Below are 23,162 nucleotides of genomic sequence, written 5' to 3'. Positions count from 1 at the left end.
CTAGTCTTTTACATTGACCCAGTCATTCCTATGAATAACCTCAAACGTTTTCTCAAAATCAAGTTCGTCACTGCGTTTGCCTTTAGCCTCCATAATCTCCTCGGAGGAGTAATGAGTTTGGCCTTTGCCGATCACGCCGCCCGGTCCCCTGACTTCCACAACCGCCCCTTTCGGAAAGCTTCCGTTCACACCCACAACGCCAGCGGGCAAAAGGCTGCTTCCATTATGGATCATCGCCTCCTCGGCACCCGCATCAATGATAATTTCTCCCGATATCGGCGAGTGGAACTGAATCCACTGCCTTGTGTTGTTAACCGAAGATAGTTCTTTGTCTCCGATATAAGTGCCGTCTCCCCTGCCGTCCAAAATGTCCGCAAGTTTTTGCTCTCCGCTGCCTGTTCCAATGAATACTTTCACTCCCAGAGACAGCGCGGTTTGTGCGGCTAACAGCTTTGATTTCATTCCGCCGGTGCCGACCTTTGATCCAGCTGAACCTGCATATCCAAGCAATTCAGGCGTGATCTCCGGCAAATAATCAAATCGTTTCGCCTCAGGATTTTCATTTGGATTGGCATCATACAGTCCGTTAATGTCGGTGAGAATCATGAGCTGGTCCGCGTGAATCAATCCGCTGACTAACGCAGAAAGCATATCATTATCTCCGAATGTCAATTCTTCAACAGATGTAGAATCGTTCTCGTTGATAATCGGAATGACGCCGCGTTCCAATAATTCCATTATCGTAGCATACGCGTTTCGGTACCGTTCTCTTTTCGAAAAATCATTTCTCGTTAAAAGGATTTGTCCCGGAGTTAATGAGTATTGTTTAAATTGATTCATATATTGCTGCATTAACAGTGTTTGTCCGACCGCGGCCGCCGCCTGTTTTCCTTTGATGGTAACGGGACGGGACGGATAACCGAGGCTGGAAAACCCCGCCGCTACGGCACCCGAGGTAATCAGAATCATTTCATGCCCCGCTTTTTTTAACACGGAAATCGCCTGAACATGCTCTCTGATTTTTGCCTCATCAATGCTTCCTTTGCTATTCGTGAGCGAACTGCTTCCTATTTTCACTACTATTCTTTGTTTTTTCATTTATTCTCCTCCGCGGCTCTTCTACAATAAAAAAACCCATTTCATCCTGATTCATAAGGACGAAATGGGTTTCCGTGGTACCACCTTGATTGAACGCGCTTGTGCACGCTCCGCTCTCCTGTAACGCCAGGTTATGCGCCTAGGTTTTCCCCCTAGGACTCCAAGGCAGGTTCGGCAGGTTTCATGCGGCAAAATGTTTCAGCGATTCATTTTGCTCTCTGTCACAGAAAGGTCTGCTTACTAATCCTCTTCAACGCTCAATGATTTTTTTATATTATGCAAAGAAAAAAGACACTTGTCAAGGTTTTTTGTCATCAAAAATAGCCCGCATTGCGCGGGCCTCTTGCAGTCTAGTTAAAGACGATTGTTTTATTTTCATGAACGATGACACGGTCTTCCAAATGCCATTTCACAGCACGGGCAAGCACGCTGCGCTCAATTGTTCTTCCGATGTTTTTCAGCGCTTCCGCATTATCGCGGTGGTCCACACGCTCAATATCCTGTTCAATGATCGGCCCTTCATCAAGATCGTTTGTCACATAATGAGATGTCGCACCGATCAGTTTCACGCCGCGCTCGTAGGCCCGTTTGTACGGATTCGCACCGATAAAAGCTGGCAGGAATGAATGGTGGATATTGATGATGCGATTCGGATGAGCCGAAACAAAATCAGGAGTTAGAATCTGCATATAGCGTGCGAGAACGATGACATCAACATCGTACTGCTCCAGCAGTTCAAGCTGCTTCTTTTCGACTTCCGCTCTGATGTCTTTGTTCGCTTTCATATAGTGGAATGGAATGTTCAGGCGCTCAACCAGCTCTCTCGCTTCCTCATGGTTACTGATGACAACAGCGATCTCCGCCATCAGGTTGCCGGTTTGCCATTCCCAAATCAGCTCATGCAGGCAGTGGAGCTCCTTTGAAACGAAAATGGCGACACGCTTCAGTTCGCTCGCCAAAGTTAAGCTCCATGTCATGTCGAATTTTTCCGCAACAGAGGCAAACGCTGCCTGAAGTGATGATTTTTTTTCACGAATGCCTGCGCAGTCGAATTCGATTCTCAGGAAGAACCGGCCGCCTTCAGGGTCTGTCGTATATTGATTTGATTCTATAATATTGGCACCGTGTTCAAATAAAAACGCGGAAACTGCAGAGACGATACCCGGCTGATCGGGGCAGCTGACCAAGAGCCGCCCTTTATCCTCATTTCCGTCACGGTATTCGTCCAACCGCTGAGTCATATATGATTTCATGAATAATCCCTCTTATCTTTGTAAGTCTAAACTATTTATCCATTATACTGAAGATTTGATAAAAATCAATTTATGACAGAATTTTTAAACCAACTGCTGAGCATAAAATCAACGCGATAAAGAAGATCCGTTTGGCGTCTTTCTGCTCCTTGTAAAAGAGGATGCCGATAAGCGCCCCGCCGGCGGTGCCAATTCCTGTCCAGACCGCGTAAGCCGTTCCCATCGGAATGGTTTCCATTGCGTACGACAGCAAGGAAAATGAAGCGGCAAAACCAACAATGATCAACAGCACCCATTTCACGCTTTTTTCTTTCGCATATTGATTCATAAGGGCCACGCCGGCCATTTCTAAACAGCCCGCGCACAATAAACTGATCCAGTGCAGCATTATGCCTCGCCTCCTTTTTCCTCTGTCTCATCCTGTGTCACAAGCTTCAACCCGATTACACCGATTAAGAGCACACCAATTAACAATAGCTTCGGCCATCCAACCGGTTCATGAAAAAGAACGATTTCACTAAGTACTGTTCCCGCTGTGCCGAGCCCGGTAAAGACGGCATACACGGTACCAACAGGCAGACTGTGAGTCGCCTTCATTAGAAGGTAAAAGCTGAATATGATGCCGATGGCAGTGCCGCTCCATGTTAAGGCTGAGTCAGCGTGCTTTAAGCCTATCACCCAAACAACCTCGAAAACAGCGGCAAGCACGACCAATCCCCATTTCATTTTGAGTCATTCCTTTCTATCTATTAAGATTCTCCGAAAACAAAAAAACCCCGGACAGTCGTCTCACATGAGATTGACTCTCCCGGGCTTTTTTCCCTCCGTGTGCATACGCGCTTCTATTTACGCGTATGTGTTTTCTCTCGGACCAGTCCATGTCAATTGACATGCGGAACCCTAGAAAACTTTACATGATATCATGATACTAAACTCAGCTCTATCTTTCAATTGTAAGATTTTCTTTCATATACCGCGATCGGTTTATTCCATTTTCTGATCGTTTTGCTGTAATGCATGCCGATTTTCTCCGCTACCCGTATGGACGCTTTGTTACCCGGATCAATCAAAGCCGTCATTTTGCCGAACTGCCGCTCGTTAAAGCCATAGTCCAGACAGGCCCGAGCCGCTTCTTGCGCATAGCCGTTCCCCCAGTGGCGGCGGGCAAACATATAGCCAATTTCCATTACGGTTTGATTTTCGATCTGCTGGGGAACGATGCCGCATTGCCCCAAAAACTCCCCTGTCCGCTTATCTTCGGCGATCCACAGACTAACGCCGTACCCTTTTTCATTTCGCTGGTTCCAATTGACCCACTCGCGGGTTTGCCTCTTATCTTTTAAACCGGAATAATATGTCATGACATCAGGATCATTAAAAAGCAGCCCAAACAAAGTGGCTTGATCCCGATCTTCCATACAGCGCAAACGAATTCGATCAGTCACAAGCTTCGTTTTAGCGTTCATACTTCGCCACATCCTGCTTCCATTCTTTTTTGAGAGCTTCAATATGTGCCTGATGATAGCGGTTATGATCTGCCATATGCCAAATTCCCCATCGTATCGTCGCGGTGTCACCTTCGAAGGAAAGCGGCTGGTTCAAAGCATTTTCAGTTAAAGTGAAGCATACCGATTTCAGCTTCTCTACTACATGCTGATGTCTTTTCAGGAGTTCATCTAAGTCTGGCTGATTCACCGGTTCAGGCAGCCGTCCGCTTTCATCTGTCATCGGGCCGTATGCCTGTTCAATATGGTCCGGTATCCGATTTTCCTTGATACGCCAGACCCATCTGATATCAACATTTGTGATATGGTGCAAAAGCTGAGCCGTGCTGTTTTTTGTTTGGCAGCGCCCCTTATAGTAAAGTTCACTGTGTGTCATATGGCTTACGATGGAAGCCAGACGGAGACTGTTTTCTTCCACTGCGGAATACAGCAAACTGACCGTTGGCGCCATGTCGTTTCTTATGGATAAGTCCTTCATGTTCAGTTCCCCTCCTAACTAGGTACATTTGACACCAAACAAAAATTCCCTTTAAAAAAGAAAAAAGCTCTCATTACAAGAGAGAGCCATCTTAATTGTTATTTCCCGGTTTATATAAGTAAGGATCATGCTGCTGTTCATTAGCGGTATTTAAATCAAGAGATATATCACCGCGTGCATTCATCGTGCCAAGGGTAATCGAAGACAGCAGTTTGGGGCTGTACCCTTTTTCCTCAAGCTTCTCAAACAGCCAGGATCGGTTTTTTTGGAGATATTTCAAATTATGATCAAGGATTTCGCCATCCAGTATGAGCGGAATCGGGATAAAATTCCGTTCAGCTTCCATATTCAAATCCCGCACCTGCACCGCTCTCGCTTCCTCTTTCGGGATGACGCTTACTTCTCCCGTTTCTTCAATGATAGCAAGATCAATGTCAGCCGGGTCGGCATAGCCCTTTTCCCTCAGCTTTCCGAGCAGCTCATTAACAGTCAGCCTTTCTTTACGAAGGCCGCGTTCATCAATATCCCCGTTTCGGATTAGGACAGTCGGGCTCACGACTAGGAGCCATCGCCATTTATTAGATAAAGAGAGCTTGCTCATGATAAGATAAAGCACCAAAAAAGCACCCGCATAATAAATTGACATCGGCAGCTTGGATGTAAGGATCGGCTCACTGATAATGGTTCCGATTGCGAAGGTCAAAAGCAGGTCAAAATTGTTCATTTGTGACACAGCTTTTTTACCGGCAAGCCGAAACAAAATATATGCAATCGAAAATACGATAACTGGCTTCAGTAAAAATACCCATACCATCCATAACACCGATCTTTACCTCCATCCGCTGGTCATATTGAGCCTATTGTGCCCCGTGGCAGGCCCTCTATGCATCAGTGTCTAGGCGAACGTGCACATCGCCTGAACATAACACAATAGAAAGTGACACCGATTGGAGGCGCAATACGCAATATGAAAAATCAGAAGTCGAATACCCTTTGGCCCTTTGATCTGCCATTGGCTCCCCAACCCGAGGGCTACCAGCAGCAAACAATCGACAGGCTGGCCGGTTTGGAGCTAAGGATGGAGCAACTAATTAGAGCAATTGAGGTAAACAATGAATTGCTGAGAACAATGCAAGAACAGCAAAACCGTGTATGCACAAATGGCGGCGGGTCTGTGATTGTCCGGATGTAGAAACCGGCGCTTGTCTGCCTTCTTATATCTCAATAAAAAACTCTTCTCTGAAAGGAGAAGAGTTTCATGTATGTGTTCAAACGGACTGCGCCAAACTTAATTGCGGGCCGAATAGCTCGTAATGGATAGACTCCGGCGCTGTTCCGAGCTCTGATACAAGCTTATGCATTGCCGTAATAAACGACGGTGAACCGCAAATATAGTAATCCGCATCTGTGTTGGCAATCAGTTCTTTGAGGAATTGCTGATCAATCTGTCCTTCATGAAAATGCAGATCACCTGCACGGTCTTCCTCTGTCGGCTCGCGATACACAAATGCTGTTTTAACAGCAGAATGTTTTGCTGCTTCTTCTACTTCATGGCGCAATGCATGATATTCACTGTTTTTCGCCGCATGAATGAACAGAATTTGCCGTTCAGGCTGTTTGGAAACAGATGTTTTCAGCATGCTGATCATTGGTGTAATGCCAACTCCGGCACTGATCAAAACGAGATCTTTTTGTGATGCATGATCTAAAACAAAGTCCCCTGCCGGTGCGCTGATCTCTATTGAATCTCCCTCCTGCAGCCCATCGTGTAAGTAGGAAGACACGACACCATCTTTCTTCACTGAAATTCGATAATAGTCTTTTCCCGGCATATCAGACAGGCTGTACTGGCGGATATGCGTATATTCAGAATCAGGAATCCGCACTTTGATGCTGATATATTGCCCTGCTTGGAATTCAGGTAACGGCTTGCCGTCTTCCGGTTTCAAATAGAAGGATGTAATTTCTTTGCTTTCCCGCTCTTTTTTTGCGATAACGAATGGCTTATACTCCTTCCAGCCGCCGGCTTGCTCTTCAGCCTGTTCATACATGTCTTTTTCAATTCCGATGAACGCGTCAGCAATGACTCCGTACGCTTTTTCCCATGCCTGCATAATGTCAGGAGTTGCAGCGTCTCCCAATACATCTTTAATCGCAATCAGCAAATATTTACCGACGATTGGGTAGTGCTCAGGCTTAATTCCGATACTGCGGTGCTTGTGGCCGATTTGTTTGACAACCGGAATGATGTTTCCTAATTGGTCAATGTTTGCCGCAGCTGCAATAACGGCATTTGCCAGTGCAGTTCGCTGTGTTTTTTTCTTTTGGTTTGTTTGATTAAAAATGTTCAAAAGCTCTGGATGGTCTTGAAACATCCGATCGTAAAAACGGCCAGTGATTGTTTCTCCATGCTGTTGCAATACGGGTACAGTGCTTTTAATAATTTCGATTGTTTTGTTATCTAACATTTTATAAACAATCCTTTCGAAAAGATGTATTTAAAATATATCTTTAAAATACATGATCTTACGAATAAAAGATATATCTAAAATGAATCTTTAATAAAGTTGTCACAAAATTATCAATTTAACATGACATTTGTTGCTTTTTTATAGAATCCCCTAGCAAAAACGGACTAACCATTGTAATAATCACCATTGAAAAGTACAAAAAAACCCAAAACAACTTATGTTTTGGGTTTAACGTTCACCAAGGCTTATCAGTTCCGAGCGCATTTGCAAGCGCCTGGCTGTGTTTCTTGCGGTTCTTACGTTCATTAGCACGCTGTACAGCTGTATTATGCAGCATGATTTCTTCTTCTGTTTCCGGTACAACCCTCGGTACAGGCACCGGCTTGCCATTTGAATCTAATGCGACAAATGTCAAAAAGGATGTGGCAGCGAGTTCCCGTTCGCCAGTCATCAAATGCTCCTTAATAACTTTCACAAATACTTCCATGGAAGATGTGCCGACCCATGTCACATATGACTCTAGGCAGACAGAATCCTTTTGCCCGATCGGCTTTAAAAAATCTACAGAATCCATTGAAGCTGTTACCGTTTCACGTCTGCAATGGCGCGCCGCTGAAATAGAGGCAATGTCGTCTATGTAGCTCATTAATTTTCCGCCAAACAGCGTATTATGGTTGTTCGTGTCAAGCGGGAACACCCTGCTGGTTTTCACAACCTTTGACTCTTTACAAAATCTTGTTTCCGGTGTTTCCATACCTTTCTCCCCTTTGATGTCTGATCTTTTAGCTAAATGCACTTATATTCTCCTATTAAACAATATTCTCTTCCATTTGTCTAAAATTTAAAATGGTTTAATGATTTTCATGATGAGGGAATAATAAATGTATTCTTCACACTTTAGGAGGAAAAACAAATGGACGTATCTATCCCGAAATCTCAGCACAAAACGGTATGCCGAACGGAATACGGCACACTTCAGAAAGTGATCTTATGCAAACCTGAGCACATGACCATAAAAGATGTTATAAACGAAACACAAAAACATTTTGAAGATGACAATATTCATGTAAAAACCGCTAACGACCAGCACAGTCGCTTAGTGGAGGCACTTAGGTCACACAACGTTGAGGTCGTCCTTTTGCCCGTTCGCGACGGACTCCCAGAACAGGTTTTTACTAGGGACATAGGATTTGTCATCGGAGAAAAAGCCTTTCTGTCAAGCATGACTGAACCGATTCGCCAAGGAGAAGAAGCCGTTATAAAAGATTTTTTTCACAGCCAAGGTATCTCTTACACCCGCATGCTTGATACGAGTATTGAAGGCGGAGACGTCATTATCGATGATGACATTGTCTATGTCGGAATCAGCCAGCGCACCGACATTTCAGCTATCGGCCAGCTGGAAGAGGCACTTCCTGAATATACGATCGTTCCAGTGAAGCTTCATGAAAAATTTTTGCATTTGGACTGCGTATTTAACATTATATCTGAAAGCGAAGCGTTAATTTATCCACAGGCCATTGAGCCAGATGCAGCCGATATGCTGGCAAAACGTTATGATCTTATTGAGGTGCCCGAGGACGAACAATTTACGCTTGGCACCAACGTCCTTTCAATCGGAAAAAAAACGATCATCAGTCTCCCTGGCAACCGCCATGTCAATCAACAGCTATCGAAAAGAGGCTATCACATTATCGAAATTGATCTGTCAGAAATTATTAAATCAGGCGGCTCCTTCAGGTGCTGCACAATGCCGCTGATTCGAGGCGAATGAAGAATCTTCCCCTTTTTCATGTTTTGAACAGCTTATTTTATCAAGATACGTTAATATAGAGGTGACATCATTTTTAAGGGGGAAATCGCATGACAAAATACATAGGATATGTCGGGACGTATACAAAAGGCGGAAGCGAAGGAATTTATTCATTTGAACTTGATACTGAGAAAAAAGCACTCAGCGAGCCAAAGCTGGCCGCTAAGCTGGGCAACCCGACATATGTGGCGCCGAATAAAAACAACGCCATCCTTTATTCCATCGAAAAAGCAGACGGCCAAGGCGGAGTTGCTGCCTATCAAATCGATAAAAACAGCGGCGAATTGACATTTCTGAATCATCAGTTAATTGATGGCCCTTCGCCATGCCACGTAAGCGTTGATGATCAAAATCAATTCGTACTGACTGCCAATTATCACAGCGGGAAGGTACACGTTTTTCCGGTTCAGGAAGACGGCAGCTTGCAATCACCTGTTTCAGAGGCCGCTCACACAGGAAAAGGGCCGCACGAAAGACAAGAAAAACCGCATACACACTACGCGGGGTTCACACCTGAACACAATTATGTGGTAGCGGTTGATTTAGGTATAGATAAGCTCTACACCTATAAGCTTAAAGACGGTGTGTTGACTGAATCCGGAAGCCATTCCTTCGCTCCCGGTGCAGGACCTCGCCATATCGCTTTTCATCCGAAAGAAAAATACGCTTATGTCATGACAGAATTAAGCAATGAAGTGATTGCGCTTGAATACAACCCGACAGCCGGCGAATTTAGAGATATCCAAGTCGTTTCTGCCATCCCTGATGATTTTACAGATAACAGCCAGGGAAGCGCAATACATGTCACGCAGGACGGACGTTTTGTTTATGTCGCAAACCGCGGCCATGACAGTATCGCCGTATTTGAAGTGAATCAATATTCAGGAGAGCTGGCTTTCGTAGAAAGAGTGTCGACAGAAGGAAACTGGCCTCGTGACTTTGTATTTGACCCAACGGAAGGGTTCCTCGTTGCTTCAAATGAAGAAACAGGCAACCTTGTCTTGTTTGAAAGAGACAAAGAAACCGGCCGATTGACACTCCTCCCATCAACGGTTTCTGTCCCTTACCCGGTTTGTGTAAAGTTTTTACATCAAGTATAAACAAATGGAGTGGCTCTAGTAAAAAGGAGCCACTCTTTTTATTTATCTTACTTTTTCCTTCGTTTCAGCATTTCGATACAAATGGCAAGCGACAAAACGGCCGGGTTCGATTTCTTGAAGCTGGGGACGAGATTCTCCACATTCAGGCATCGCCTCCGGACAGCGGGTACGAAACACGCAGCCGCTTGGCGGATTGACCGGGCTCGGCAGCTCTCCTTTTAAGAGAATACGCTCACGCTTGTCCTCCAATTCAGGATCTGGAATCGGAATCGAGGACAAAAGCGCCTTTGTATAGGGATGGAGCGGTTCACGATACAAGGTGCCGCTCTCTGTAATTTCCATCATGTGCCCTAAGTACATAACACCGATCCTGTCACTGATATGCTTCACCATCGAAAGATCATGGGCAATGAATAAAAACGTAAGCCCTTTCTCTTTTTGAAGCCGCTTCAGCAGGTTGACCACCTGCGCTTGAACAGAGACATCAAGTGCAGAAATCGGTTCGTCCGCCACGATAAATTCAGGATTCAGCGACAGTGCTCTCGCAATCCCGATCCTCTGCCTTTGCCCGCCGCTGAATTCATGCGGATAACGGCTGCCAAAATCGGGATGAAGCCCAACTGCCTCAAGCAGCTCGTTCACGACGAGAAGCCGTGCTTTATGGGTATTGTAGAGGTTATGAATCTCCATTGGCTCCAAAATAATTTCTCGAACGGTCATGCGCGGGTTAAGTGAAGCATAAGGGTCCTGAAAAATCATCTGCAGTTTGCGGTTGAAGGCAAACTGCTCTTTTTCACTTAGTGCATGAAGATTTGTGCCGCGGTATGTCACGCTTCCTTCTGTCGGCTGATAAAGGCGCATCAGCACTCTCCCCAAGGTTGATTTCCCGCACCCTGATTCCCCGACTAGCCCGAACGTTTCTCCTTCACGAATCTGAAAGGTGACCCCGTCGACAGCTTTGACTGTCCGCTTTTTCCCTGCGTCAAAATGCATTTTTAGCTGGCTGACCTCTAACAAAGGCAGTGGCGTCATTTGTCTCCCTCCTTATTCTGAAAAACAGCGGCGCACCGCACAAAGTTCTTTTTCATAGCTTGTGTCTTTTAATGTAAGGATTTCGATTGATTTTCCTGTCTTTGGAGAATGAAGCATTTTCCCGCCGCCTACATACAGACCGACGTGATGAATCGCTCCTTTTCCTTCCTCATAAGCAAAAAACAGCAGGTCACCAGCCTTCATATCATCAAGCAGGACATACTCCCCCGCCTTAGCCTGATCTCCCGCATCGCGGGGGATGCTGTATCCATTCGCCTTAAATATACTGTACATAAATCCGGAGCAATCAAACCCAAACCCGCTGATCCCTCCCCACAGGTAGGGAAGGCCAAGGAAAAACGCACCCGTTTGAATGATGTCTTCAGCAGTCCCTTTCTGTTGGCTGACAGGCACTGCATCACTTTGCTTCACAAACCTTTCTCCCAAAACGGTCGAAACCTTAAAATATCCTTTTTCTTCTGCAATAAGGGGGAGAACTGTCAAAAAGCTCAATTCGATCTCCTTTTCTCCATTGCTTCTGTACAAAAAGGCAGCAGGTTTGCTGATCATCACATCGTGTTGTGTATGGATGGGCTTTGTTTTTTCCAGCTGGTTCTTTTTCATCCAGCCTGGGTATCCGCGCGGATCCTTTCGGGATGGCTGGCTAGGCACGATCACAGAAACCCATTCCCCCTGTTCCGCCGTCACAAGTACCTTTTCGCCAAAGAGAACCTGAGTTTGGATTACATTGTCTGTACATAATCCAAGCCGTTCATCATACGTCATGCGCTCCAGCCAGTCTCTGATCATTACAGTCGGTTGAAGCATGAATTGATCAGACGGACGCGGTGAATCAGGCGCTGTCCAGATGTTGGCCACTGCTGATATGACAGTGTGCATCATTGCTCTTTTTCCCCTTTCAAAAGCGCAGCCCCGGTGATTCCGAGGCCCGGTTTGCCAGGCATCGAAATCGTGCTGCCGCGATATGTTATGCCGCCTTTGAATACATCTGTTTTCAGCATCAGCGGCGCGTCAAAATCAAAGCGTGTGATGTTTCTCTTGCTTGCCGCAAAATGCGCCGCGGCCGTAATGCCCAACTTCGTTTCGATCATGCTGCCGACCATACACTCCACCCCGCAGGCCTCCGCCATGGCATTAATTTTCTCTGCTCCGCTGATGCCGCCCGCTTTCATCAATTTAATATTGATCAAGTCTGCGCTCCGGGTTTGCAGAACTTCGAACGCCTGGCGCGGTGTAAAAACACTTTCATCAGCCATAATCGGCGTATCTGTTGCATCTGTCACCTTTTTAAGCCCAGCGAGATCATCTTTATGGACAGGCTGCTCGACAAGCTCAATGCCTAGGCCCGCATCCTCCATTTTCCGAATGGCAGTTACCGCTTCCTTCGGCCTCCATCCCTGATTAGCGTCTAAACGCAGTTTCACAGCTGATCCGACACGTTTTCTGATTTCCTGGATACGGGCGATATCTGTTGCAATATCATCTTTTCCGACCTTTATTTTCAGCGTTTGGAAGCCTTGTTTGAGATAATTCTCGGCATCAGCTGCCATCTCTTCAGGTGAGTTGACACTGACGGTATAGTCTGTTTCCAGCGTATCTCGGTATCCGCCAAGCATTTGATAAAGCGGCAGCCCGCACATCTGCGCCCAGCCGTCGTATAGCGCCATCTCTACAGCAGCCTTCGCGCTCATATTTCCTGTAAGAAGATGCTGGATGTCGTGCAGTATGGCCTCACAGCCGGACAGGCTTTTTCCAAGCAATGCCGGTTTCAACACATGGTGAATGGCACTTTCAATGCTATCCATGCTGTCTCCTGTAATCACTAACGTCGGGGGTGCTTCTCCCCATCCGACTGCACCGCTGTCATAAGTAATCCTTACTATGACTGATTCAGCCGTATACACAGTGCGAAGCGCGGTTTTAAACGGCTTTGTCAGCGGGACAGCGATTCGGCTTGTTTCGATTCGAATGATTTTCATGTCTTCAGCGCCCCTTCTGAAACGCCTGCCTCTATTACGACTGTTTTTTCTGCTGTATTCATAGCAGCTTTCGCACCGATCGGAACCGCAATACTTGGCGAGCAGTGGCCGATTTTAAATCCTCTCAGAGCGGGCCTGCCCGCAGATATAATATAGTCTTCCAGCACCTGCTCAAGCGAGAGAGACTTCTCTCGCTTCACCGGGACACAATTGTGAAAATCACAAACTAGAATTCCCGCCGCGTCCGTCAGCTTCCCCGCCATTTTCAGCTGATTCAGCATCCGGTCGATTTGATAAGGCTCCTCGTCAATATCTTCAATAAACAGAAGCTTTCCTCTCGTATCAATTTCAAATGGCGTGCCCAGTGTAGACGTCAGCAAAGACAGATTTCCCCCGACAAGCTCGCCTTCCGCTTTTCCAGGAACAAGCGCGGTCAGCGGAGAAAGCTCTTCTGTATAGGTGAATTCCGTCTCCTGGAAGAGCTGCTTATATGACGCTTTTGTCAACGGGTGAACGTCGTCAAGGCCAATATCCGTGCTGAGCATCGGGCCATGGAAAGTGACAAGACCTGTGTTTTGATGAATGGCAGTATGTAAAAACGTAATATCGCTGTATCCCCAAAAGATTTTAGGGTGTTTGCGGATCAAGCTGAAATCAATGCCCGCGGCGATACGTCCTGTCCCAAAACCCCCGCATGCGCACAACACTGCTTTTACCTCATCGTCTCTGAACATCTCATGGAGATCCGCCAGCCGCTCATCATCCTGTCCCGCTAAATAGCCGTGCTGGTTTTTCAGCGCCTTGCCCAACTTCACCTGAAGACCGAGCTCTTCTAAAAATAAAAGCGCGGTGTCAAGCTTTTTTGGATCCGGCGGACTTGCGGGCGCGATCACTCCGACTGTATCACCCTTGTTCAACGCTTTCGGCTTGTAATTCAACGAAAACACTCCTTTCATTTGCTCTGCACCCTACGTATACGTGCAAGAAAGAGAAAAAATACCGCTCCTTCGCATAAAGAAGCAGTATTTCCTCAATCACCGCCATCAGTTTTTATCTGCCCATTTTAAGTCGATATAGCCGACAGGGTGACGGACAATTCCCTTTACTTGTTCATTTTGCAGGTGAACCTGATTATAAAAATAAACCGGGATGATCGGCGCTTCATTGATGAGCAGCTCTTCAGCTTGATGCATAAGAGAGAACCGTGTTTTTTCATCGGCTTCATTTTTCGCCTGTTTGATCAGCTGATCGTATTCTTTATTGGCCCAGCCTGTGCGGTTCATCGAATTTCCCGTTTGAAAGGCTTCCAGAAAACTGATAGGGTCCGCGTAATCAGGCAAAAATGAGCTTTGAGAGAATTGGAATTTCAGCGCTTTTTGATCCTCTAAAAATACGTTCCATTCCATATTGGCCAGCTTCACATCGACTCCAAGGCTATTTTTCAATTTTTGCTGAATAGCTTCGGCAATCTTTTTATGCTCCGGCTTTGTGCTGTAAGTAAGCGTGATCGCAGGAAGCTTATTATAGTTTTCTTCCTTCATGCCCTTTTCGATCAGCTGCTTCGCTTTGCTTTCGTTAGGCTTGATCAGGTCTCCGCCTGCTTCACGGAAATCTTTGCCGTCAGGCTGCGTAAATCCAGCCGATACAAAGGCGCGCGCCGGTTTTTCATTATTTTTCGTGACGTACTTTACAATTTCCTCTTGATCCACAGCCACCGCAAAGGCTTTTCTGATGTTTTCATTTTGAAACGGCTCCATGTTGACATTAAATCGATAGAAATAGAGACCCGCCTGGTCAACAATATTGACGTTATCCTGATCCATCAGCTGGTCGCTTAACTCTGCAGGGACATAAGCGGTATCAAGTTCCCCTGATTGAAACATCTGATAATCTGTATTTCTGTCACTGACCATCGCCCATTTCACCTTATCAAGCTTCACGGTATCTTTATCCCAATACGTGTCGCTTTTCTCCATAGTGATGCTGTCATCATGCTTCCATTCCGTCAGCTTAAACGGGCCGTTTCCGACAAATGTATCCGCCTCAGCAAACCACTTTGGATTGTCTTTATCGACCTTTTCATTTACCGGAAAATACGCAGGATTGGACACAACGCTCAGAAAATATTTTTGCGGTGCTTCCAGTGTAACTTCAAGGGTTCGATCATCCTTTGCCGTCACCTTCACATCGTCTTTTTTCCCTTTCCCGCTGTTATATGCTTCGCCGCCTTCAATAAAATAACCTAGGAATGCCGATGAAGCGCCTTTTTTCGGATCAAGCATCCGCTTCCACGCGTATTCGAAGTCTCCGGCTGTTACAGGATCTCCGTTTGTCCATTTCGCATTTTCCCGAATTGTAAATGTGTAAGTTTTATTATCTTTCGAAACAGACCACTTCTCCGCCATTGCCGGCTCAGGCTCATGATCTTTGCCAAGACGCGTCAGCCCCTCCATGATGTTATTTAACGGCTGCCATGACACATTATTAAAGCCGATCGGCGGATCGAATGAAGTCGGTTCATTTTCATTATTTACATACAGCACCTTTTCTCCGCTGGTTTTTGCCTTATCATGACTGCCTTCTTTTCCGGCCTGTTCATTTGCTGTGCACCCCATCAGCGCAAACGAAAGTCCTAATGCAAGACCCATGCCCCATAGCTTTTTCACTCGTTTCATCCTCTTCCCCCTTTTCATGTTCAATCCTTCGCATCTCCTGACAGCACTGCATGCTCTGCTCGTTGATCCTGCAGCCAGCAGTTGACGGTGTGCGAGTCAGATCTGATCGTCTGGCCCGGGTACACCCTGTCACACACAACCATCCTGTTCGGACAGCGGGCGGCAAACGGGCAGCCCGGCGGAGGCGAAAATAAATCCGGCGGCGTTCCGTCGATTGGGATCAGCTCAGCGCCATCTAAATCCAGCCGCGGGACAGAACCCAGCAGTCCTTTTGTATAAGGGTGCTGCGGCTGATAAAAAATATCTTTTCTCGTGCCGATTTCCGCCATTTTCCCGGCATACATGACTGCGACTCTGTCAGCTACCTGGGCAACGACCCCTAAATCATGTGTAATCAGGATGACAGACACATTCGTTTTTCTCTGAATCTCTTTAAACAGCTCTAAAATCTGTGCCTGAATGGTTACATCCAGGGCGGTGGTCGGTTCATCCGCAATTAAGATATCAGGCTCGCAAATCAGCGCCATCGCAATGACAATCCGCTGTCTCATACCGCCGCTGAATTGGTGGGGATATTGCTTTAGGCGCTCTTCGGGATCTGGAATACCAACCAATGACAGCATGGAAAGCACCTCTTTCCGTGCCGCTTTTTTGCTCATTTTTTTGTGGCGCAATAGCGCTTCCCCCAGCTGGTCGCCGACAGTCAGCGTAGGGTTTAACGCCGTCATCGGGTCTTGAAAAATCATAGAAATGTCGGCTCCCCTTATACCTCTCATTTCTTTGTCAGAGAGACGGCAAAGGTCTTTGTTTTTAAATAGAATGCTGCCGTCTGTCACCTTCGCCGAATAAGGCGGAAGCAGGCCCATGATGCTTTGGGAGGTAACGCTTTTGCCGCAGCCGGATTCGCCGACGATCGCAAAGGTTTCTCCTTTATACAAATCAAAGCTCACCCCTCTGACCGCCTGAACCGTCCCGCCGTAAGTCGTAAAAGACACGTGCAGATTTTGGACTGACAGAACTTTTTCCATACAGCTACCTCCTCAGCTTAGGGTCAAGCGCATCCTGCAATCCGTCCCCCAGCACATTAAACGCGTACATCGTCAGAGATATGAAAAAGGCCGGAAAAAACAGGCGCCACCAATGCCCAGATAAAATCGTGGGCAGGCCGTCATTCGCCATCACGCCCCAACTTGCAAACGGAGCCTGTATGCCGAGGCCGAGAAAGCTTAAAAATGATTCTGCGAATATGGCGGCAGGTACGGTTAATGTCATTTGTACGATGATCGCTCCCATAGTATTCGGCAGCAAATTCTTCCGGATGATGCGAAAGGTTTTCGCGCCAAAGGTTTTCGAGGCGAGTACATATTCATAATTTTTAATCTGAAGCACCTGGCCTCTTACAATTCTCGCCATGCCGACCCACCCGGTCACAGTCAGCGCCACAATAATCGTGCCCAGTCCCGGCCCCATGAGCACCATCAGCAAAATGACAACAAGCAGGTACGGCAGTCCGTACAGCACTTCGATAATCCGCATCATAATGCTGTCAACCCTGCCGCCTTTATAGCCGGCAACGCCTCCGTAAATGACACCGATCAAAAAATCAATCAGTGCTGCCATCACGCCGACAAACAACGAGATTCTCGCGCCATACCATGTCCGGGTAAACACATCCCGGCCGAGTTCATCGGTGCCGAACCAATGATCGGCTGAGGGCGGAAGATTTTGTTCTGTCAGCGATTGGCGTACGACACTATGGGGCGATAAAAAGGGCCCGATAACTGCCATGACAAAAAGAAATAAAAGAATAAAGAGTCCGGCCATCGCTAATTTATTTTTTTTCAGCCTCCTCCAGGCATCCTGCGTGTATGACAAACTCGGCCGCTTGACCGAATCGGCTTCCCGATTTTTTTCCTGATTCGAGACAAACCACTCATCAGGCACCTGATTGTGCTGTTCTGGCTGGCGTTCATCCGTTTGTACAGGGAGATTCACACGCTTCACCCTTTCTTATGCAGTTTAATGCGCGGGTCTAAGAGACCGTAGGCCAAATCGACCAAAAACAGCATGATAATCAGAATGACGCTGTAAAAAACGGTCGTTCCCATAATCACGGGATAGTCACGCTGATTAATGCTTTCAACAAAATATTTTCCCATTCCCGGAATGGCAAAGATTTTTTCAATGACAAAGCTTCCTGTTAAGATGCTGGCGACGAGTGTGCCCAGGACGGTAATGACGGGCATGAGTGCATTTCTGAGTGCGTGTTTTACGATAATTTTGAATGGAGAAAGCCCTTTTGCTTTTGCTGTGCGGATATAATCCTGTGTCAGAACTTCGACCATACTCGACCGTGTCAGCCTGGCAATGATCGCCATTGGCCCTACAGCAAGCGCTGCGGTCGGAAGCACCATATGAATCGGGCTCGTCCATGTCGCAGCAGGAAATAGTTTGAGATTGACAGCAAATTGCTGAATGAGCAATGTTGCCAGAATAAAATTCGGGATGGAGATGCCGAGTACTGCAAGACTCATCGCGGCGTAGTCCAAAAAGCCATTGCGGCGGAGTGCAGCGATTACGCCCAGCACCAGCCCAGAAATCACAGCAATGACAATCGCTGTCATCCCAAGCTCAAAGGAAACGGGAAATCCGCGTTCCAGCATATCATTTACGCTGTCCGACGGTTTTTTAATTGAAGGTCCGAAATCGAATGTAATGATGGATTTTAAGTAGAAAATGTATTGGAAAATGAGAGGATCGTCTAAGTGATAGTAGGCTTCGAGATTTTTTTGAACGGCTTCATTTGTGCCTCTCTCCTCGTTAAAAGGAGATCCGGGAATGACCTTCATGAGAACAAAAGTCAGGGTGGTAATCACCAAAATCGTAGCTGCCATTGCCCAAAAACGCTTTATCATGTATCGCGCCAAAGCCTAAAACACCCCTTTAGCAGAATGATGTCCGCATCGCAAGCTCAGTCATGACAAGCATCGCCTGATAGGCTTCAAGCATGTCCTTCGCCTGAAATTGAACGGTTGTAGTTCCCGTCTTGATTTCCGTTCCCGGCATCAGATTCGCCCATTCTGCTTGGCCATAATTGGCGAATTCAATGCTCAGAACTGGCCTGTCAGGCGGTGTGAGCGGCTTGACTTTGTCCTTGTTTTGCAGGGCAAACGCAGTTTTTTCTGTCAACAGCCGTCCGGCTTTCGCAGGGGACAAGCACTTCACTGCGGATCTTGAAATGGTTTGTTTGACTGCGGCTGTCGTCACGTTCGGGATAAGCTCTTCCGCTTCCTTCGCCGCCCGGTCATCCCCGGCTACCATTAATACCGGGACATCATAATAACCGGCAACGTATGCATTTAATCCAAGCTCACCGACAGGCCGATCGTTTATGTAAAAATGACGGACGCCGAAAATCATGCTGTGTGACATGACACCGGGAGTCGAGGCTCTCGCATGATAACCGAGAAACAAAGCGCCTGTAAACGTATCATCCAGTCCCTCCACCATTGAAAATGGTTTGACGTCACCAGAAATCAAGTCTGCTTCAGGGTGAAGCTTTTCAACCATCAGATTATTCATCTTCGAATGACTGTCATTGACCAGCACCTCGGTACACCCGCTGTTAAACGCTTCAGCAATACAGTAGTTTGCTTCTTCAGTCATGATAAGCCGTCCGCGTTCATAATTCCGCTTGCCGGAATCCACAAAGGTATCGTCCGGAAGACCCGAAATACCTTCCATATCTACTGACATGTACAATTTCATAACGCTCCTCCTTTTTTACTAAATTATGAATATTCTAACAGATTATATTAAAAAAAGAGGGAAAATGCAATATAACTGGGGAAAATCTCAACCATTCAGTAATAAAAAAAGAATCCTCTTTCAAGGATTCATGTCTGTTTACCAACCTGTTCTGTAAGCAGTTCATATTTTTTCAGGGTTCTTTCAAACACCTCATCAAAAACGTCTGGCACAGAGGCGCGTATCACCTCAGCTCCCTCTCCCGTTATTCCGCCTTTGGTTGCGACACGTTCCAGCGTCTCCTCGAAAGACATATTTTTTTCGATCAGCATCTTGCCAGTTCCGTATAGCGAATGAATCAGAAAATCAAAGGCTTCTTCTTTGGACAGGCTGCTGTTTCTGACGGCAGACAGTGCCAGTTCTTCAAAGATTGCGGCTATGAATCCCGGTGCCGAGCTCGTTAAATTGCTGGCCGCATCTAAATTCGATTCTTTGATTTCTCGTACACGGCTGAAAACCGATAACAATTCATTCAGACGTTCTTTTTTCTCTGCAGCCAGTGCTTCACTGTGAACGACAAGTGAGATGCCAGCTTCTGCTTCGGACGTAATGGCAGGAATAACACGTGAGATACCCGCCTCTGTTTCTGCCTCCAAAAGACGCAGCGGCACACCGGCAGCTATGGATACGATGTGAGTATTTCTGTTCACATACGGGTGCAGACGGCGCATTGTTTCGATGACATGGAGTGGCGGGACGCATATCAAAATCAATTGGCACGTATTTGCCCAATTCTCCAACGGATCAACCGATACGTTTGGATAATCTGACATGAGTGCCCGCAGCCGCTCCCCCTTCGTTCTCGTCTCAATAAATAGCTCATTCTCTTTTATTTGTTCATGTTTCAACAGCTGTCTAGCGATCATATCCGCCATGCTGCCATATCCAATCAATCCAATCTGTTCCATCGACTCAGTCCTTTCATATACAATATGAAGTGTACCGTTTTCCGCACTTTTTCACAATTTCCCATAATCTTTTCATTTTTATCCCACAGTTTTTGTTTATGATAAACTCAAGTCATAAACCTATCAATATAAATAGACATGTGAAAATAGAGAAACGGAGTGAACATGATGGATAACTATCGTGATGAAAACAGAACGAAAGGTAATGAGAATGAGGTCTTTTTAACGAAAGAGAACGATCAGAGCACCTCCTACTCGGCCCGCAATGTCATTCATGATCAGGAGAAGAAAAAACGAGGCTTCGGATGGTTCAGACCGTTGCTTGGCGGAGTGATCGGCGGCAGTCTTGCCCTTGGCATTTACACGTTTACACCGCTTGGCGACCATGATTCTCAGGACACTGCAAAACAATCATCCAGCCAGCAGCAAACGCAATCTGTTACAGCAACAAGCACCTCCTCTGAATCTAAAAAAAGCTCATCAAGCTCAAGCAGCTCATCTGCATTCAAGAGCGAGGACTCTTCTAAAATCTCAGATATGGTAGAAGACCTTTCACCAGCGATTGTCGGTATTACAAATCTTCAGGCACAATCAAACAGCTCTTTGTTCGGCTCTAGTTCTTCTGATTCCAGCGAAGATACAGAAAGCGGTTCAGGGTCAGGTGTCATTTTCAAAAAAGAGAATGGCAAGGCTTATATCATTACAAATAACCACGTCGTAGAAGGGGCATCATCACTGAAGGTATCTTTATATGACGGCACTGAGGTTACTGCAAAGCTGGTAGGCAGTGACTCGTTAACTGATTTAGCCGTCCTCCAAATCAGTGATGACCACGTCACAAAAGTGGCAAACTTCGGTGATTCATCTGATCTTAGAACAGGCGAGACCGTTATTGCGATTGGGGATCCGCTTGGAAAAGATCTGTCCCGCACAGTAACACAAGGAATTGTAAGCGGCGTGGACAGAACGGTTTCAATGTCTACATCAGCCGGCGAAACGAGCATTAACGTCATTCAGACAGACGCAGCAATTAATCCAGGTAACAGCGGCGGTCCTTTGTTAAATACAGACGGCAAAATTGTCGGCATTAACAGTATGAAAATCAGTGAGGATGATGTTGAGGGTATCGGATTCGCCATTCCAAGCAATGACGTAAAACCGATTGCTGAGGAATTGCTGTCTAAAGGACAAATTGAACGTCCATATATCGGTGTCAGCATGCTTGATCTGGAACAAGTGCCGCAAAACTACCAAGAAGGCACACTCGGCCTGTTCGGCAGCCAGCTGAATAAAGGTGTTTACATCCGTGAGGTCGCTTCAGGCTCTCCTGCTGAAAAGGCCGGATTAAAAGCGGAGGATATTATCATCGGCCTAAAAGGTAAAGAAATTGATACAGGCAGTGAATTGCGCAATATCTTATATAAAGACGCAAAGATCGGTGATACCGTTGAAGTGAAAATTCTCCGAAACGGCAAAGAAATGACGAAAAAAATTAAACTGGATCAAAAAGAAGAGAAAACTTCGTAAGACATAATGCCTCAGGCCGTAAAAGCGGTCTGAGGCTTTTTATTAGATAAAAGACCTAATTGCTCTATGAAACTTTCTGACGAGATATCCGTATATCATACAGATTGACATCATTCACATCAGATGCTAGAAACATCGTTTGCTAGGAGGCATGAACATGAAAACCGTGGGACTGAGTATGATCTGCGCAGGATTGGCTTTTCTTTTACTGAGCTTTCTTCTCTCTGAATCGACGTTGACGTGGGGAATTGTATTGGGTACCAGTATTCTATTAAACATAACTGGTACGGCTCTAATCATGCGTTTCTTAAAAGCCCCCCAATATAACAGCTGACATGCAGCAAAGCCGATGACGAAATCTTTAAGTTTTGCTGTTTTTATTTCGGCATGACTGAACCGCAGTACAAGCTCACAATCTCTTCTTTACCCAATTTCCATATATCTATCAGCATCTTTTGCTTTAGATCGGGCTCAGAGCATAAAAACCCCCTGTCCATTACGGACAGGGGGTTTAAGGTTATGACATATGCTGGTCTCTATAGAGTCTTTTATTTTCAATTCCATACGATTTTTGGACGATGTAAAGCGGCCTGTCTTTGGCTTCATCGTAGATTCTGCCGATATATTCGCCGATCACGCCCAAAATCAGAAGGACAATGCCGCTGAACAGGAGCTGGATCACAATAAGTGATGACCAGCCGGTAATCGTGCTGTCTGTGAATAGCTTCAGATACAGCACGATAAACATATACAGAAATCCAGCACCTGACATTAAAATCCCCGCATAGCTTGCCAGCTTCAGCGGTTTATGTGAAAATGTCGTGATACCGTCCATTGACAGCTTCAGCATTTTCTTGAGCGGGTACTTTGTTTCTCCGGCAAGCCTTTCATCACGTACATACTCGACCGCTGTCTGTTTAAAGCCCACCCAGCTGACTAGCCCTCTGACAAATGGATTTTTTTCTTTTAATCTCTTCATTTCATCACAGACTTTTCTGTCCATGAGACGAAAATCCCCCGTATCAATCGGGATATCAATATCTGTCATACCGCTGAGAAGCCGGTAAAACATAGCCGCGGTTTGTTTTTTGAAAAAGGTTTCCCCTTTTCGTTTAGTCCGCACGGCGTACACGACCTCATAGCCTTCCTTCCACTTTTCAATCATATCTAAAATCAGTTCAGGAGGGTCCTGCAAATCGGCGTCAATGACGACGATTGCATTCCCCTGTGCATAATCCATACCCGCTGTAATGGCGATCTGGTGTCCAAAATTCCTTGAAAAATCAATAATTTTCACTCTCGGATCGATCAGGCTGTGCTCTCTTAAAATCTCAATACTGCGGTCTTTGCTGCCATCGTTGACAAAAAGCAGCTCGTAGTTTTCCTTCGTTTGATCCATGACCTCTTTTAAGCGCTGATAGGTTTCATGAATGACAAGCTCTTCATTATACACAGGTACAACAATTGAATATTGAATATGTCTGCTCATGTTTTT

At 46.1% G+C, this 23,162-nt stretch carries 24 protein-coding genes and 1 riboswitch; of the genes, 4 read left to right on the top strand and 20 right to left on the bottom strand.

Going from position 1 to position 23,162, the window contains the following annotated elements; translation table 11 throughout:
• From proB to MKY10_RS07030, 7 genes are all read right to left on the bottom strand, one after another.
• Window positions 1-1,098: a glutamate 5-kinase gene (proB, locus tag MKY10_RS07060; protein ID WP_014479591.1), complete on the bottom strand. Its 1,098-nt coding sequence runs from the start codon at window positions 1,096-1,098 to the stop codon at window positions 1-3.
• A gap of 350 nt (window positions 1,099-1,448) precedes the next feature.
• Window positions 1,449-2,351 carry a formyltetrahydrofolate deformylase gene (gene purU, locus MKY10_RS07055; protein ID WP_003245802.1) on the bottom strand — a complete coding sequence of 301 codons (903 nt, stop codon included), beginning with the start codon at window positions 2,349-2,351 and terminating at the stop codon, window positions 1,449-1,451.
• A gap of 70 nt (window positions 2,352-2,421) precedes the next feature.
• Window positions 2,422-2,739: a multidrug efflux SMR transporter subunit YkkD gene (gene ykkD, locus MKY10_RS07050; RefSeq protein ID WP_015252242.1), complete on the bottom strand. Its 318-nt coding sequence runs from the start codon at window positions 2,737-2,739 to the stop codon at window positions 2,422-2,424.
• Window positions 2,739-3,077 (bottom strand): multidrug efflux SMR transporter subunit YkkC, encoded by a 339-nt coding sequence (gene ykkC / locus MKY10_RS07045; protein ID WP_003232583.1) that lies wholly within the window; start codon window positions 3,075-3,077, stop codon window positions 2,739-2,741. The genes ykkD and ykkC overlap by 1 nt, the downstream gene beginning before the upstream one ends.
• Window positions 3,078-3,154: 77 nt before the next feature.
• Window positions 3,155-3,266, bottom strand: a riboswitch (guanidine-I (ykkC/yxkD leader).
• 32 nt (window positions 3,267-3,298) lie between these two features.
• Window positions 3,299-3,817: a GNAT family N-acetyltransferase gene (locus tag MKY10_RS07040; RefSeq protein WP_015252243.1), complete on the bottom strand. Its 519-nt coding sequence runs from the start codon at window positions 3,815-3,817 to the stop codon at window positions 3,299-3,301.
• Window positions 3,807-4,334: a DinB family protein gene (locus MKY10_RS07035; RefSeq protein ID WP_003245783.1), complete on the bottom strand. Its 528-nt coding sequence runs from the start codon at window positions 4,332-4,334 to the stop codon at window positions 3,807-3,809. The genes MKY10_RS07040 and MKY10_RS07035 overlap by 11 nt, the downstream gene beginning before the upstream one ends.
• Window positions 4,335-4,425: 91 nt before the next feature.
• Window positions 4,426-5,157, bottom strand: coding sequence for a DUF421 domain-containing protein (locus MKY10_RS07030; protein ID WP_015252244.1), 732 nt, complete (start codon window positions 5,155-5,157; stop codon window positions 4,426-4,428).
• Window positions 5,158-5,301: 144 nt separating this feature from the next.
• Between MKY10_RS07030 and MKY10_RS07025 the strand changes: the two genes are divergently transcribed.
• A complete protein-coding gene (locus MKY10_RS07025; protein ID WP_015252245.1) occupies window positions 5,302-5,526 on the top strand; it encodes a hypothetical protein in 225 nt (74 codons plus the stop codon).
• A gap of 76 nt (window positions 5,527-5,602) precedes the next feature.
• On the opposite strand, the gene hmpA is transcribed toward MKY10_RS07025, so the two are convergent.
• Together hmpA and MKY10_RS07015 are read right to left on the bottom strand one after the other, a co-directional pair.
• Window positions 5,603-6,802, bottom strand: coding sequence for an NO-inducible flavohemoprotein (gene hmpA, locus MKY10_RS07020; protein ID WP_015252246.1), 1,200 nt, complete (start codon window positions 6,800-6,802; stop codon window positions 5,603-5,605).
• A 238-nt stretch (window positions 6,803-7,040) separates the two neighbouring features.
• Entirely contained in the window at window positions 7,041-7,559 is a 519-nt protein-coding gene (locus MKY10_RS07015; protein ID WP_003232595.1) for an acyl-CoA thioesterase, read from the bottom strand.
• Between the two features lie 159 nt (window positions 7,560-7,718).
• Between MKY10_RS07015 and MKY10_RS07010 the strand changes: the two genes are divergently transcribed.
• On the top strand, window positions 7,719-8,579 hold the full coding sequence (locus MKY10_RS07010) for a dimethylarginine dimethylaminohydrolase family protein (protein WP_038428842.1): 861 nt from the start codon (window positions 7,719-7,721) through the stop codon (window positions 8,577-8,579).
• Window positions 8,580-8,668: 89 nt separating this feature from the next.
• A complete protein-coding gene (gene pgl, locus MKY10_RS07005; RefSeq protein WP_015252248.1) occupies window positions 8,669-9,718 on the top strand; it encodes a 6-phosphogluconolactonase in 1,050 nt (349 codons plus the stop codon).
• Window positions 9,719-9,760: 42 nt separating this feature from the next.
• Here pgl and MKY10_RS07000 read toward each other — a convergent pair whose 3' ends face one another.
• From MKY10_RS07000 to proG, 10 genes are all read right to left on the bottom strand, one after another.
• Window positions 9,761-10,750 carry an oligopeptide/dipeptide ABC transporter ATP-binding protein gene (locus MKY10_RS07000; protein ID WP_015252249.1) on the bottom strand — a complete coding sequence of 330 codons (990 nt, stop codon included), beginning with the start codon at window positions 10,748-10,750 and terminating at the stop codon, window positions 9,761-9,763.
• A 12-nt stretch (window positions 10,751-10,762) separates the two neighbouring features.
• Window positions 10,763-11,653, bottom strand: a complete 891-nt coding sequence (gene eepC, locus MKY10_RS06995) for a gamma-D-glutamyl-L-lysine dipeptidyl-peptidase (RefSeq protein ID WP_048655230.1) — start codon at window positions 11,651-11,653, stop codon at window positions 10,763-10,765.
• A complete protein-coding gene (gene ykfB / locus MKY10_RS06990; RefSeq protein WP_015252251.1) occupies window positions 11,650-12,750 on the bottom strand; it encodes an L-Ala-D/L-Glu epimerase in 1,101 nt (366 codons plus the stop codon). Before ykfB ends, eepC begins: the two co-directional genes overlap by 4 nt.
• The gene (locus tag MKY10_RS06985; protein WP_043857354.1) at window positions 12,747-13,706 is read right to left on the bottom strand and encodes an LD-carboxypeptidase; all 960 of its coding nucleotides are present in this window, start codon (window positions 13,704-13,706) and stop codon (window positions 12,747-12,749) included. The genes ykfB and MKY10_RS06985 overlap by 4 nt, the downstream gene beginning before the upstream one ends.
• Before the next feature lie 87 nt (window positions 13,707-13,793).
• Window positions 13,794-15,443: a dipeptide ABC transporter substrate-binding protein DppE gene (dppE, locus tag MKY10_RS06980; protein ID WP_080348123.1), complete on the bottom strand. Its 1,650-nt coding sequence runs from the start codon at window positions 15,441-15,443 to the stop codon at window positions 13,794-13,796.
• A gap of 2 nt (window positions 15,444-15,445) precedes the next feature.
• Complete coding sequence (gene dppD, locus MKY10_RS06975; protein ID WP_015252254.1) at window positions 15,446-16,453, bottom strand: dipeptide ABC transporter ATP-binding subunit DppD; 1,008 nt, start codon at window positions 16,451-16,453, stop codon at window positions 15,446-15,448.
• Between the two features lie 4 nt (window positions 16,454-16,457).
• Complete coding sequence (gene dppC / locus MKY10_RS06970; protein WP_015252255.1) at window positions 16,458-17,420, bottom strand: dipeptide ABC transporter permease DppC; 963 nt, start codon at window positions 17,418-17,420, stop codon at window positions 16,458-16,460.
• Window positions 17,421-17,425: 5 nt separating this feature from the next.
• Window positions 17,426-18,352, bottom strand: a complete 927-nt coding sequence (gene dppB, locus MKY10_RS06965; protein ID WP_003245446.1) for a dipeptide ABC transporter permease DppB — start codon at window positions 18,350-18,352, stop codon at window positions 17,426-17,428.
• Window positions 18,353-18,368: 16 nt separating this feature from the next.
• The gene (gene dppA / locus MKY10_RS06960; protein ID WP_014479576.1) at window positions 18,369-19,193 is read right to left on the bottom strand and encodes a D-aminopeptidase DppA; all 825 of its coding nucleotides are present in this window, start codon (window positions 19,191-19,193) and stop codon (window positions 18,369-18,371) included.
• A gap of 128 nt (window positions 19,194-19,321) precedes the next feature.
• The gene (gene proG / locus MKY10_RS06955) at window positions 19,322-20,140 is read right to left on the bottom strand and encodes a pyrroline-5-carboxylate reductase ProG (protein WP_015252256.1); all 819 of its coding nucleotides are present in this window, start codon (window positions 20,138-20,140) and stop codon (window positions 19,322-19,324) included.
• A 168-nt stretch (window positions 20,141-20,308) separates the two neighbouring features.
• Between proG and htrA the strand changes: the two genes are divergently transcribed.
• A complete protein-coding gene (htrA, locus tag MKY10_RS06950) occupies window positions 20,309-21,667 on the top strand; it encodes a serine protease HtrA (RefSeq protein WP_015252257.1) in 1,359 nt (452 codons plus the stop codon).
• Between the two features lie 517 nt (window positions 21,668-22,184).
• Here the strand turns inward: htrA and MKY10_RS06945 are convergent.
• On the bottom strand, window positions 22,185-23,156 hold the full coding sequence (locus tag MKY10_RS06945) for a glycosyltransferase family 2 protein (RefSeq protein ID WP_015715747.1): 972 nt from the start codon (window positions 23,154-23,156) through the stop codon (window positions 22,185-22,187).
• Window positions 23,157-23,162: the final 6 nt, after the last annotated feature.

Source organism: Bacillus sp. FSL P4-0290 (assembly GCF_037975435.1).
GTDB classification, from domain to species: Bacteria; Bacillota; Bacilli; order Bacillales; family Bacillaceae; genus Bacillus; species Bacillus subtilis.
Note: the sequence above shows the minus strand (reverse complement) of the source record. Positions and strands in the feature narration are given on the sequence as shown.